Source organism: Flavobacterium sp. WC2416 (assembly GCF_041200095.1).
GTDB lineage: Bacteria > Bacteroidota > Bacteroidia > Flavobacteriales > Flavobacteriaceae > Flavobacterium.
In genome coordinates this window covers 3054295-3067677 of sequence record NZ_CP165626.1, presented here as the reverse complement: position 1 = coordinate 3067677, position 13383 = coordinate 3054295, and the positions used below count along the sequence as shown (strand labels likewise).

Genomic DNA, 13383 nt, shown 5'->3' with positions numbered 1-13383 from the left:
GTTTTATTTTCTAGCCCCGATAGCAGCGGTATCCTTTTCTTTTTTTCTTTAAAAAAGAAAAGATACAAGCGTATAGCGGGAAATAGCTCCAAATATACAAGGGTATTTTTTGCTTAAACAAAATTATCATTTTTTTTGAAACGAAATAGCTATATCTTTGCCCATATAAAAAATAATTTATGAGTTTACGTAAATACCTTACCAGCCGTGTGTTTTTTCTACAAGTATTTATCGCGGTTTTGATAATTGCCGTTTTGGGATATCTTTTTATGCATTGGTTGACTTTTACTACTAATCATGGAAATGAGATTGCTGTTCCTAATTTAAGTAAACTAACAGAAGAGCAAGTGGAGGAAAAACTAGATGATTTAGACTTAGATTACGTTTTACTTGATAGCGTGGATTATAGAAATGATTATCCTAAATACAGTGTGGTACAACAAGATCCCTTGCCTGGAGCCAAAGTGAAAGAGGGTAGAAAGGTGTATATTAAAATTAATTCATCGGGATTTTCATCAGTGAAAGTGCCTGATTTAATTGAAAAAACATACCGTGAAGCAGTACCTACGCTAAAAGCGTTAGGTCTTGAAGAAGGGACAATTACTTATATACCAAATCTTGGAAAAGACATGGTATTAGAAATGCGTTATAAAGGTAGAAATATCAAAGCGGGAGATAAAGTATTGAAATCGTCTAAAATTGATCTAGTTTTAGGAGATGGAAAAGCGAGTTATGAAGAAGATATAAGAACGGATAGCATTGCTAATCCAACACAAGAAATGCCTAATGAACAATAATGTAGAGTCGATTGACTTAGAAGAAGAATTATACGAACATTTTAAATTTGAAGTTCCAAAAGGAATAACACCTATACGAATTGATAAATATTTAATGGGATTGATTCAAAATGCAACCCGAAATAAATTACAAATAGCAGCTACTGAAGGGAATATTTTTGTGAATGATGCGACTGTGAAGTCAAATTATAAAGTAAAAGCTTTTGATGTAGTTCGTGTGATGTTGACGCATCCACCCTACGAAAACCATATTATCGCGGAGAATATTCCGTTAAACATTGTTTATGAGGATGATGCTTTGTTGTTAATCAATAAAGAACCAGGAATGGTGGTTCACCCTGGACATGGAAACTATACAGGAACATTAGTGCATGCCTTGGCCTATCATTTTGATAATTTGCCAATGAATAGCAGTGAGCGACCAGGATTAGTACATCGTATTGATAAAGATACTTCAGGCTTACTTGTAATTGCCAAAACGGAAGCGGCGATGACCCATTTAGCCAAACAATTTGAGGCTAAAACTTCTGAAAGAGAGTATATAGCGTTAGTTTGGGGGAATGTAGCTGAAGAAAGTGGAACAATTGAAGGAAACTTAGCTCGTCACTTGAAAGACCGCATGCAAATGGCTGTTTTTGCAGATCCAGAGATTGGGAAACCAGCGATTACTCATTATAAAGTTTTGGAACGTTTTGGTTATGTGACTTTGATTTCATGCCAATTAGAAACGGGGCGTACACACCAGATTCGTGCCCATTTAAAACATATAGGACATCCTTTATTTAATGACGAACGTTATGGTGGTCATTTGATTTTAAAAGGAACTACGTTTACAAAATATAAGCAGTTTATAGACAATTGCTTTAAAGCATTGCCAAGGCAAGCATTGCATGCTAAAACACTTGGTTTTGTGCATCCTACCACTAAAGAATTGATGCGTTTTGATACTGAATTACCACAAGATTTTCAAGATTGTATTGAAAAATGGAGAGGGTATTCTAAATCACATTTAACAGAGGAAGAGGAGTAGAGTTTCAAAGTTACAGAGTTTCAAAGTTTCGGAGGTTTAAAGTTGCTTAGCTTTGAGGATTTGAAAATCTAGATAAATAATAAAAATCCCTTTTGAAAAAGTCAAAAGGGATTTTTGGTTAAAAATGGTTTTTGGATTGTTCCACTACTTTTTTATATCTAAAACTATTTAATTTGTTTTAATGCTATTTTCTTGTTGTCTACAAATAAGCGGCAACGAACTTTAAAAAAGCCAGAAAGATTTGTTTTCACAGAAAATTTTTCTCCTTTTTTAGTAGTTAAAATTCCGGTCATTGTACTAGGAGTAATAAAATTTAATTGTTCATCCTGTAGTTCATTATTAATGAAAAGTTTTTCACCTGTAAACCAGTTATTAGTGATTTTTATTTCTTCATTTTCATAATTGGCAATCCATTCACTTTTCATTATTGTCTGTTTTGTTATTTTCGTAAAGGGCAACTACTAAAAGCGTAGTTGAATTATAAACCTTATGAGTCAATTAAATTATATGTAAAATTCTGACTTTTTAACTACAATCACAATACCCACTTTTAGTGATATTTGAAAGAATTGGGTTACAGGTTATTATTATTATTATTATTTATTTTCATGCCTTTTATTTGAGTTATTCCACTGCAAAACTCATCGATATAAACTTGATATTGTTTAATGGCTTCTTGTTGTGCTCCAAACTGGATTTGCATTGTTCCTGCTTTTCCATTATATAAAAAGCCTTGAAAAATGTAGGTGTAATTATTAAAATCTAAAGTACATGTAAAATATTTAACTTTCATATCATGAATCATCTTATCATATATTTTAAGGTTCTTTATTTTGCCAAATTCTGCATATTGTGATTTTAGTGTTTTTTTGATGTTTTTTTCAGGTACAAAATAATCATATTCAATAAAATAGGCGTTAAGTAAGTTATAAGTGTCGTGAAATTCTGCATCCCATTTTGAAGTCAAATCACTTTTTATCCAATGATTATTATTGTATTTTATTTCAAAAATTCCTTTCCGACTTTTATAAATAGTAGTATCTGTTGAGGGAATTACTTGGCCTATGGTAATTAATGGGTAAAAAAGAAACAGTAAAATGTGTTTTTTGAGCATTGATTTCATTTTATATTTTGATCGTTTTAATTAATATTTATGGTGTTTTCGTTTAAGTCATTATTTGGATTCGTTTGCTTTTAATACCCTTAATATATTACCACCAAGAATTTTAATTATATCTTTTTTACTATATCCTTTTTCAACCAGTGCTTTTGTAATTAATGGATATGTTGTTACATCGTCCAGCTGTTGTGGTGTTAAATTAATTCCATCAAAGTCGGAGCCCAATCCTACATAATCAACACCCACTAAATTAATGATGTACTCGATATGTTGAATTACATTAGATAGTGGTGGTCGCATTGCCTGAGCTTCCTCATGATATTTGTTATAAAGGTAATCTTGTGCATAAAAATCTATCATTCCTGTTTTCATGAGGGAGTCATTTTCAACGGCATGTTTTTGAAGGAAAGCAAGTTCTTTAGCATCAAAAGTGGGATCAATAAATCCGGGATTAAAATTTATTTGGATGACACCACCATTTTTTGCGATGGCTTTTATTTGGCCGTCTTTTAAATTGCGACGGTGTGGGACAAGACTATATACGGAACTATGAGAAGCAATAATAGGTTTAGTTGTGGTTTTCATTACATCCCAAAAAGTTTGGTCGCCGGAGTGGCTTACATCTACAATCATTCCTATTTGGTTCATGTGTTGCACTACTTGTATTCCAAAATCAGTGAGTCCTTTGTGAGTCAAGTTAGGATTGGTAACTTCCTCCATAGCGCTTGTAGCCCATGTGGGAGCTACGTTATGTGTTAAGGTAAGGTAGCGTGCCCCACGATTGTAAAGACTGTCTAATTTATTGAGGTCGTTTTCTATCATATGTCCCCCCTCGACACCAAATAGTGCCGCAATTTTATTTTGATGTACGGTTTTTAGGAGTTTTGCATAATTACTCACTTTTACAATTTTGTTTGGATTACGGGCTATTACAGCATCTAGACTGTCCATTTCTCTATTGGCATAAGCAAAGGGATTTTTTAAATCGCCCTCACAAAACACAGAAAAAAATTGAACATCTAGCCCTCCTTTTTTCCATCGGTCTAGGTCGCTGTGTGTTTTTCCTTTTAGATCTTGGTCAAAAACAATTCCTATATCGGCAGCTTTCATGAGGATGTCATTATGAGTATCGACCACAATGGCTTCCTGATGTATTTTTTTGTAGGATTGAGCGAAGGTTTGACTCGTTATTAGAATACTAAGTAATACTAATTTTATTTTCATAGTACAGCTTTGGTTTGATGTTGGGTCACTTAATTGAAATTGAGAATACCGAAATAAAAACGATTTCTAAAAAAGAGGTTGTTAGTGAACTAAAGTACTGTTTTATTTGGAATAATCGAGCGTAATTTGTTGGTTTTTAGTGCGTAAAAATAATATTTATGGCTTGTATCGGGGTTGTCCTAGTTTTAATTTACCGCTCTTTTATAAACTAGGCTGCGTAAAGGATAGCAGCGGAAATCCTCCCTTTTTGGGAGATTGTAGCGAATAGCCTGACGCTACTGTAACGGAGTGGAAGTAGGGGTACGCCATAAAAAAAAATCCGACTTGCTTACGCAAATCGGATTCTGGTGTTAGAGTTATTTATTTTTCTTGGTGTTATCAGTGGAACTGTCCATCATTTCCATGAGTTTCAGTCCTAATAATCCACTAATTCCTCCTTCGGAACCATTAGTTCCTGTGATTAAAACATCAGGAATTACTTTTATATTTCCTTTTCCAATCTCTTCGGTGATTTTATACTTAGTAAAGTTATCACCACCCATAGCAGAGACTTGAAGTTGGTAGGCCTCAGCAGTCGATTTACCAATAGCCATAATTTTTTCGGCTTCGGCAAGACCTGTTTTCGAGATCTTCTCGGCTTCGGCACTTGCATTTAATTTGGTTGCTTCAGCTTGTGCACCCGCTCTCGCTTTTGTTGCTTCGGCTTCTGCATTGGCACGCATTTTTGTAGCTTCTGATTCGGCATTTACGTTAAGTTTCAAACTCGTAGCATCTCCTTCGGCTTTTTTTACCGTTGCATCAGCAGTACGTTGCGCAATCTCGACACTTTGTGATGCTTTTACAATTTCTTTTTGCATATCAGCAATAGCGGTTTCTTTCTCTACACCTTGACGTTGTTCTTGCGCCATTCTTTGTGTTTGATAGGTTTTTTGCTCTTCTTCGGCAATTTTCCTGTCAGTTAATGTTTTCATCAATGAATCAGGTGGTACGATGTCACCAATCAATGTATCTACCGCATTTACATTGTACTCGTCCAAAACGGTTTTGATATGCGTCTTAGCCGATTCTTGACGCTCTTTTCGAGTGCTTAAAAATGAAATTACGTCACTGTCTTGAGCCGAGTTTCTAAAATAGTTACCAATGGTAGGTTCTAATACTTGTGAAACCAAGTTAGTCATACTACCAAAACGTGCAATTACCTTAGGTGCTTCATTGGCTGGAACGTGAATAATTTGTGCAACATCTAGATTGAACGGGAAACCATCTTTAGATCGTACCGTGATTGTTGATAGGTTTTTGTCTAAATCATGGGATTCGCTTCTAGCATTGGCCCAGTTCAAAACTAAGTTTGTTGTAGGAACAGGTTCTAGCTTTGTTGTGTATTTGTTTAAAGCATATTTCCCTGGTCCTAGGGGTTCCATCCAAACGCCACGTTGTCCTTTTGAAACAATATTTCCGTGTTTAAAAGTATCGCCTGTTACATCTTTTCCATCTTCTCCAATATAGGAGATCACTACTCCTACATAACCAATAGGTACATCAGTCATTGGGTTTTGTTCAATTTGAATTCCCCATGTATTGATATAATAAGATCCTGCAAGCATCACTTGAGGTTGTAAACCGCGATTTCCGCCATTATCAAGAAAGGCGTCAAAATCTTGAAAGTTATTGTGTCCGTCAATGTTTTTACCCGCAATTTGTCCTTGGGGTATAGGCTCTCCGTCAAGCGCTGTTACAATACCAATCATGTTTTCATAAATCTTGATTTGTTCTACAATCACAATTTCGAATAGAAAGGTATTAATACGATAGGATCCAGTGGTGATAAAGGCCGTTTGACGCCCTTTTTGACCACCATTGTTTAAGAATGCAGTTGCATCCTGAAAATTATCTGATGTTACCTTGCGGGCAAGAATTCGACCTGTTGGGATTTCTTGTCCATCTCTACTTAGAATCAAACCAATTTGACCTTCTGGAATGATTGTAAATCCAGTCATATCAACAGAGTATTGCCATATCCACATCATCCAATATAATCCTGGAGCCAGTGTTCGTGCTTGATACCCGGCTTCGCCTTTAGTAGCTATAATTCTACCATCAGGTAACGACTTATCAGCGCCGAAGAGTACAAACTTTTTTGTCACTAAACCAATTTTATTCTCGGGAACAATAACCATCCCAAAGAAAACACGCAAAACGAATTTGTAAAAAATGATGGAAAAAACTACCGGGAGTATCCACCAAAAAGAGGCCATTAAAGTTGTCATATTTGATTATTTAGACTACTAAATTACTGTTAATTTTTCCTGTTAAAATAAAAATCGTAAAAAATTAACATTTGCTAAATTTTGCACTTTTGCAGTAAAAAAATCGCTTTTCTAAGGTCGGAAATTGGCATTCTACGACACGATTTTTCGGTTTGTCAACTATGTTTGGTATTTTGGATTTTAACAATTTTAAAACGAATTTTATGAAAAAGGGCTAGTTCTTACTATTTTTATCTGAGTATAAAACAAAAAAAATCCGACTTGCTTTCGCAAATCGGATTGTGTATTTCTTATAATCGTATTTTAATATAGTCTCAACTTACAATTTACAAGTGAATTACTTCACCGTAAGCATCAGCAACTGCTTCCATAACTGCTTCACTCATTGTTGGGTGAGGATGGATCGATTTTAGGATTTCGTGCCCTGTAGTTTCTAGTTTACGCGCTACAACTGCTTCAGCAATCATATCCGTAACACCAGCACCAATCATGTGACAACCTAACCATTCACCGTATTTAGCATCAAAGATTACTTTTACAAATCCATCAGAATTTCCAGAAGCCTGTGCTTTTCCAGAAGCTGAAAATGGAAATTTACCAATTTTCAATTCGTATCCTTTTTCTTTAGCTTGTTTTTCTGTCAAACCAACAGAAGCGATTTCTGGAGTAGCATACGTACAACCTGGAACGTTTCCGTAGTCGATTGGATCTACATGTAATCCAGCTATTTTTTCAACACAGTTGATTCCTTCTGCAGAAGCAACATGTGCCAAAGCTTGTCCTGGAGTTACATCACCGATAGCGTAATATCCTGGGATATTCGTTTGGTTGTAAGCATCCACTATTATTTTGTCTCTATCAGTAGCAATTCCTACTTCTTCTAGACCAATGTTTTCAATATTTGTTTTGATTCCAACAGCCGAAAGTAAAATATCAGCTTCAAGAACTACTTCTCCTTTTGCTGTTTTTACAAATGCTTTCACTCCAGCTCCAGTAGTGTCAATGCGCTCTACAGATGAGTTTGTCATAACTGTAATTCCAGATTTTTTCAAAGATTTTTCCATTTGTTTAGAAATATCTTCGTCTTCTACAGGAACTACGTTTGGCATAAATTCTACAATAGTCACTTCCGTTCCCATTGAGTTATAGAAATGAGCAAATTCTACTCCAATTGCACCTGAACCAACGATAATCATTTTTTTAGGTTGGCTTGGTAAACTCATTGCTTGGCGGTAACCAATTACTTTTTCTCCATCTTGAGGTAAGTTAGGTAACTCACGTGAACGTGCACCCGTTGCAACAATAATATGGTCTGCACTATATTCAGTTGTTTTACCATCTTTATCGGTCACATCGACTTTTTTACCTGGTTTTATTTTTCCAAAACCATTAATAACGTCAATTTTATTTTTTTTCATTAAGAAAGTAACCCCTTTGCTCATTCCTTGTGCAACCCCACGGCTACGTTGAATAACAGCAGGAAAATCCTTATCGAATGAAGAAACAGTCAATCCATAATCGGAAGCATGTTTTAGATAATCAAAAACCTGAGCTGATTTTAGTAATGCTTTCGTTGGGATACATCCCCAATTCAAACATACACCACCTAAGCTTTCTTTTTCAATTACGGCAACTTTAAACCCTAATTGAGATGCTCTAATGGCAGTAACATATCCACCCGGACCACTTCCTAAAACTATGATATCGTATTTCATTTTTATAAGTTTTCTAAATTAATTGATTTGGCGAATTTAAGGATTTATTCTGTTTTGGAAAAATTTAAAGATTCAATTATTTAAAGATTTGTTAGGAATCATGAAAATAATAAGTGAATACTTAATTGGCATCAAAAGATCCTCTTAAATTATTTAAGTAGTTAGTAAATAAAATTTGTAGGTAAGTATTAAGATTGTCTAATTACAATTTAGTTTTTACTAGTTAGCTACAGAAAATTGAGAATCATATAAATTCTTATAATACCCACTTTCACGATTGATTAATTCTTGATGGGTTCCTTGTTCTACAATTAAGCCTTTGTCCATCACCACAATTTTATCGGCATTGACAATAGTAGCCAGTCTGTGCGCAATTACAATCGAAGTTCTACCTAAGGTAATTGTTTCTGTAGCACGTTGAATCAATTCTTCGGAATACGTATCAATAGATGATGTGGCTTCGTCTAGAATAAGTATACTTGGATTACTTACATAAGCTCTCAAAAAAGCTATCAATTGACGTTGACCAGAAGATAGCATTACCCCGCGTTCTTTCACATCAAAATCATAATTATCAGGTAAACTCATAATGAATTCATGAACGCCAATTTCTTGGGCTGCAGCCAAAACATCTTCTCTAGTGATGTCAGGGTTATTTAAGGTAATATTATTATAAATAGTATCAGCAAAAAGAAAAACATCTTGTAAAACGACTGCAATTTGTTTTCTTAAAGAACCAAGTGTATAATTCTCAATATTAGTATCATCAATAAAAATGGTTCCACTATTAATTTCATAAAAGCGATTCAATAAATTAATGATTGTCGATTTTCCCGCGCCGGTCGATCCTACAATCGCTATAGTTTCCCCTGCTTTTACTTCTAAATCGATTCCTTTTATGACTTCTTCATCGGCGATGTAACTAAAGTGCACCGCTTTGAATTCAATGTTTCCTAAAAATACTGGAGCTTCAATTAGTCCAGTATCCTGAATTTGATCTTGGGTATCAATAATTTCAAAAACACGATTCGCAGCAATCATTCCCAATTGCATCTCGTTGAATTTATCAGCAATCTGACGCAATGGATTAAATAACATTCCTATAAACATGGTGTAGGAAAACAAATCTCCAAAAGTCGTGAAATGATCCCCATTCAATATTTTAATACCACCGTAAAGTACTATAAATCCTAATGTTAGAGATGAAATGATATCAGCAATAGGGAAGAAGATGGAGTTGTATAAAATGGTTTTTATCCAAGCTTTTTTATGTTTATCATTGATTTCTTTGAATTTTTCTGCTTCAATTTCTTCTCGATTAAACAATTGAACAATTTTCATTCCTGTTACCCGTTCCTGAACAAATGAGTTCATATTGGCAATTTGAGCGCGCACTTCTTCGAAAGCGACCTGCATTTTACGTTGAAAGATTCGGGTTATAAAAACCAAAATCGGCATGGCAACAATTACAATCCATGTTAATTTCCAGTTCATATAGAACATGAAAATAAGGACCACAAACATTTTCATCAAGTCACTGATAATCATAAACAGTCCCTGACTAAAAATACGTGCAATAGATTCGATATCCGAAACGGAACGTGTAACTAGTTGTCCTACGGGCACCAAATCAAAATATTTCATTCTAAAACTCAAGATGTGTTTAAAGAGTTTAGTACGAATGTCTTTCACAATGTCTTGCCCTAGCCAGTTGGCCCAAAAAACAAAATAAAACTGTGAAAAAACCTCACATAAAAGAACGATTCCCATCAAAGTGATGTAAAACAAAAGCCCCTTAGCATCTTCAGTTTGAATGTAATCATCCACTGTTTGCTTCAATAAATAAGGACGCAAAGCCGCAAAAATAGATAAAGAAACCGCAAAGGCAATAACGCCATTAAAGCGCCATTGATACGGTTTAGTATATTGTAATATTCTTTTAAATAATCGAGTGTCGAATGCTTTTGCTTTCATTTTTTTTACCTGAATTTAGTTCAGTTATTTGGAGCTAATTCCTGCTTTTCGCTTCAATATTTTTATTTTTTAAAGAAAAAAATAAAAATGATTTCCACTTCAATCAGGGCTATTTAGTTATGTAATCGTAATCTATTTCGGTTAAATACAATCCGTGGGCCGGTACCGAAAACCCAGCTTTGTCTCTGTTCTTGCTTTCAATGATAGTATTAAAATCATCCAGCGTTATTTTATGTAACCCGATATTAACAAGCGTTCCTACAATAGAACGCACCATATTTCTTAAAAACCTATTGGCCGATATTGTAAAAATTAGTTTGTTGTTTTCCACTTTCCAATTTGCTTTGTAAATCGTACAATCAAACGTATTTACATCTGTATTGACCTTAGAGAAACATTGAAAATCAGTATGGTTGAATAGCAATTTTGCGGCTTCATTCATTAAATTAAGATCTAATTTTTGATGAAAGTACCAACTTTGTTCTTGCAAAAAGGCGTCTTTAAACGTGTTGATATGATATTCATAGGTTCTTTTTGTCGCATCAAATCGAACATGCGCTTCTTGGTGAACTGAAATAATATCATAAACAACAATGTCTTTGGGCAAGTAAGAGTTGAGTTTGTGAATCAATTTAGCGATATCAAACGAAGTCTCAAAATCAAAATGGGCATACATCACTTTAGCATGAACGCCTGTATCTGTTCGACCGGCGCCCATTAGATTGATGTCTGAATTAAGTAATACCGAAAATGCTTTGTTTAACGTTTCCTGAACAGAGGAGGCATTTGGTTGGTATTGCCAGCCATGATAAAGAGTTCCGTTATACGCTAATTTTATAAAATATCTCAATTTAATGTGGTCGCAAAGTTTCAAAGAAGCAAAGATACAAAGTTTTTATGTTGAGAAAAGGTTAAATGTGTAAGTTCTGATTGTAAGGATTTATTTTCTTCTTTTTAAAGAAACAAACTACCTTTGTAGCTACTAATTTATCGAAATAGTTCATTCTGAATGAAAAAAATACTCCTCCTATCTGATACACACAGCCATATAGACGATACAATCTTAAAATATGTTGCTCAAGCCGATGAAGTTTGGCATGCAGGAGATATTGGTGATTTGATGGTAACAGATACTTTAAAAAAACTCAAACCATTGCGAGCTGTTTACGGTAATATTGATGATGACAAAGCTCGTTTAGAATTTCAACTTCATAATCGTTTTATGTGTGAAGGAGTTGACGTGTGGATTACGCATATTGGTGGTTATCCAGGTAAATACAATCCCAATATTAAAGCGGAAATAGTAGCAAACCCTCCAAAATTATTTATTTGCGGGCATTCTCATATTTTAAAAGTAATCTTCGACAAGAAGAATAATCTTTTACATATGAATCCAGGAGCATGTGGAAAAAGCGGTTTTCATCAAGTGCGAACTATGCTGCGATTTGTAATTGATGGAGATAAAATAAAAGACTTAGAAATTATAGAAATAGAAAAAAGGGTGTAACTATACCTTGTAAGTAATAGGAACATTGATATAGATTGATGTTCCCGATTTTATTTTTGAATGGATTGTTACTTCTCCATCAATATTATTTACTCTAGCTTTAATTTGGTTAAGCCCAAACCCTTCAATTTCTTTATACTCACCAGCAGTGTTAAAACCTTTTCCATTATCTCTTACATGAATGAACAATGAATTATCTCTTTCATCAATGCTTACAAAAGCATTTTTAGCTTTACTATGTTTTATAATATTATTCAATAACTCCATAATTATAAAATACATTTTCATTTCAAAATCTCCATTGTAACGTGTTGTAGTCTCCATTGTACTAGCGTATTCAAAACTAATACTTGAATTTGAATTCTTTTCACATAAATCATTAAGTGCATAAAACAATCCAAAACGAGCCAATAAAGAGGGCAGCAGTTGATGCGAAAGGTCACGTACTTTATCATGAGCCTCATTCAATATTTTTTTTGTTTTAATAATTTCTTCCGACTCAATTTTATTTATGCTACTAAAAACACTCAAGTGTAATCCTGCTGAAGAAAGCAGGGCACTAATATTGTCATGTAAAAATGCAGCTATTTTTTTTCGCTCTATTTCTTGACCGCTAATGGAGGCATTGATAATGTTTTGCTGAATTTTACTTTGGATGTCTTTCAGCTTATTTTTTTCTTTTAATCTATTATTTTGGAAGAAAAAGTAAAAAAGAATAAGAATTAAAAGTAGTATTGAAATGATTATAATACTAATTCGTTTATTTTTAGATTGTTTCTCTAATAGGATTTGTTGCTTAGTCTTATATTTAGTTTCAATATTGTCAATTTCTCTTTTGTATTCATCTATTTGGAGATTTATTCCAGCTACATTTACTTTTTTTAACTTTTCTTGATTGTTGATTTCAACCGTAATTGTATTATAAAGATCTAAATTTTCATAAGCTTTTTTATAATCCCCATTTTTCAATAAAAACCTGGAATATTCTTGATAAGCGAAAGATAAATCTGATTTTTCATTTTCTAATGTTTCAAATTGGATTGCTTTTTTAAAAAAATAATCTGCTTTTTGAGGATCATTTATAGAATTGTAATACATACCATTAAGCATGTTTAGAACTCCTGATAAAGATTTATCACCATATTTAGGATGGTATTTATTAATGAAATTTAAATAGGGTAGGCCTTCGGAAAAATTCCCAATATCAAAATAAGCCCATGTTATGTTTAGTTTTGTAAAAACAATTTCAGCTGAATCTTTTATTCTGGTACTATACTCAAGAGATTTCTTATAATAAGAAATTCCTTTTTGATACTCTTTTTTATCAAAACAATAAATGTTACCAAGATTATTATTCAACCAATTCTTGAGCTGATTGTTATTGGTTCTATTAGCATATAAAATTCCTTTTTGATAATAAAAAAAGGCTTTTTCAAATTCAGCTAATTCATCAAAATTTGCTGCAATAGTATTGTAGCAAGTAGCAATTAGATTGTCATCTTTGATGGCAATTGCATATTTTAAAGCAATCCTTGATTTGATTAATGATTTTTCATATTTTTCATTTTTCATCAAAGAAGTTGCTTCTTTGGTCATTTTTGTAATTTCATTTTTGGAAGGAAATGTCTCTTGAGAAAATACAATTGTACTGAAAGAAGTTTGCAATAGTAAAAACAATAAAATAAATCTGTTTTGAAACATAAATAAGTTGTGTCGATTAATATAGCATAGTGTTTAAATAAAGATAGA

Annotated in this window: 11 protein-coding genes; 3 read left to right on the top strand and 8 right to left on the bottom strand. The window is 33.5% G+C overall.

The features are described from left to right. Nucleotides 1-179: 179 nt before the first annotated feature. Nucleotides 180-797 carry a PASTA domain-containing protein gene (locus AB3G39_RS12880; RefSeq protein WP_369753482.1) on the top strand — a complete coding sequence of 206 codons (618 nt, stop codon included), beginning with the start codon at nt 180-182 and terminating at the stop codon, nt 795-797. Further along, entirely contained in the window at nt 787-1827 is a 1041-nt protein-coding gene (locus tag AB3G39_RS12875; RefSeq protein ID WP_367768671.1) for an RluA family pseudouridine synthase, read from the top strand. Before AB3G39_RS12880 ends, AB3G39_RS12875 begins: the two co-directional genes overlap by 11 nt. Before the next feature lie 164 nt (nt 1828-1991). Here AB3G39_RS12875 and AB3G39_RS12870 read toward each other — a convergent pair whose 3' ends face one another. The 7 genes from AB3G39_RS12870 to truA all read right to left on the bottom strand — a co-directional run bounded on the left by AB3G39_RS12870 (nt 1992) and on the right by truA (nt 10977). Then, nucleotides 1992-2252, bottom strand: a complete 261-nt coding sequence (locus tag AB3G39_RS12870) for a hypothetical protein (protein WP_369753484.1) — start codon at nt 2250-2252, stop codon at nt 1992-1994. Nucleotides 2253-2401: 149 nt separating this feature from the next. Continuing rightward, nucleotides 2402-2941 carry a hypothetical protein gene (locus AB3G39_RS12865; RefSeq protein WP_369769424.1) on the bottom strand — a complete coding sequence of 180 codons (540 nt, stop codon included), beginning with the start codon at nt 2939-2941 and terminating at the stop codon, nt 2402-2404. Between the two features lie 60 nt (nt 2942-3001). Further along, nucleotides 3002-4171: a dipeptidase gene (locus AB3G39_RS12860; protein ID WP_369765409.1), complete on the bottom strand. Its 1170-nt coding sequence runs from the start codon at nt 4169-4171 to the stop codon at nt 3002-3004. A 356-nt stretch (nt 4172-4527) separates the two neighbouring features. After that, the gene (locus tag AB3G39_RS12855) at nt 4528-6438 is read right to left on the bottom strand and encodes an SPFH domain-containing protein (protein WP_369765408.1); all 1911 of its coding nucleotides are present in this window, start codon (nt 6436-6438) and stop codon (nt 4528-4530) included. 326 nt (nt 6439-6764) lie between these two features. After that, nucleotides 6765-8153, bottom strand: a complete 1389-nt coding sequence (gene lpdA / locus AB3G39_RS12850) for a dihydrolipoyl dehydrogenase (protein ID WP_369753488.1) — start codon at nt 8151-8153, stop codon at nt 6765-6767. Nucleotides 8154-8372: 219 nt separating this feature from the next. Continuing rightward, on the bottom strand, nt 8373-10127 hold the full coding sequence (locus AB3G39_RS12845) for an ABC transporter ATP-binding protein (protein WP_367752177.1): 1755 nt from the start codon (nt 10125-10127) through the stop codon (nt 8373-8375). A gap of 109 nt (nt 10128-10236) precedes the next feature. Next, nucleotides 10237-10977: a tRNA pseudouridine(38-40) synthase TruA gene (truA, locus tag AB3G39_RS12840; protein ID WP_369769422.1), complete on the bottom strand. Its 741-nt coding sequence runs from the start codon at nt 10975-10977 to the stop codon at nt 10237-10239. Between the two features lie 159 nt (nt 10978-11136). Here truA and AB3G39_RS12835 point away from each other — a divergent pair, with 159 nt between their 5' ends. Further along, a complete protein-coding gene (locus AB3G39_RS12835; RefSeq protein ID WP_367768695.1) occupies nt 11137-11634 on the top strand; it encodes a metallophosphoesterase in 498 nt (165 codons plus the stop codon). Here the strand turns inward: AB3G39_RS12835 and AB3G39_RS12830 are convergent, their stop codons facing one another. Then, entirely contained in the window at nt 11635-13335 is a 1701-nt protein-coding gene (locus tag AB3G39_RS12830; protein WP_367768698.1) for an ATP-binding protein, read from the bottom strand. Between the last annotated feature and the right edge of the window lie 48 nt (nt 13336-13383).

Excerpts from the sequence above, each read along its gene's own strand:
- AB3G39_RS12855 (WP_369765408.1), bottom strand. The coding sequence starts at position 6,438 with ATGACAACTTTAATGGCCTCTTTTTGGTGGATACTCCCGGTAGTTTTT.
- AB3G39_RS12880 (WP_369753482.1), top strand. The coding sequence starts at position 180 with ATGAGTTTACGTAAATACCTTACCAGCCGTGTGTTTTTTCTACAAGTA.
- AB3G39_RS12830 (WP_367768698.1), bottom strand. The coding sequence starts at position 13,335 with ATGTTTCAAAACAGATTTATTTTATTGTTTTTACTATTGCAAACTTCT.
- AB3G39_RS12870 (WP_369753484.1), bottom strand. The coding sequence starts at position 2,252 with ATGAAAAGTGAATGGATTGCCAATTATGAAAATGAAGAAATAAAAATC.
- AB3G39_RS12835 (WP_367768695.1), top strand. The coding sequence starts at position 11,137 with ATGAAAAAAATACTCCTCCTATCTGATACACACAGCCATATAGACGAT.
- AB3G39_RS12875 (WP_367768671.1), top strand. The coding sequence starts at position 787 with ATGAACAATAATGTAGAGTCGATTGACTTAGAAGAAGAATTATACGAA.
- lpdA (WP_369753488.1), bottom strand. The coding sequence starts at position 8,153 with ATGAAATACGATATCATAGTTTTAGGAAGTGGTCCGGGTGGATATGTT.
- AB3G39_RS12860 (WP_369765409.1), bottom strand. The coding sequence starts at position 4,171 with ATGAAAATAAAATTAGTATTACTTAGTATTCTAATAACGAGTCAAACC.
- AB3G39_RS12865 (WP_369769424.1), bottom strand. The coding sequence starts at position 2,941 with ATGCTCAAAAAACACATTTTACTGTTTCTTTTTTACCCATTAATTACC.
- AB3G39_RS12845 (WP_367752177.1), bottom strand. The coding sequence starts at position 10,127 with ATGAAAGCAAAAGCATTCGACACTCGATTATTTAAAAGAATATTACAA.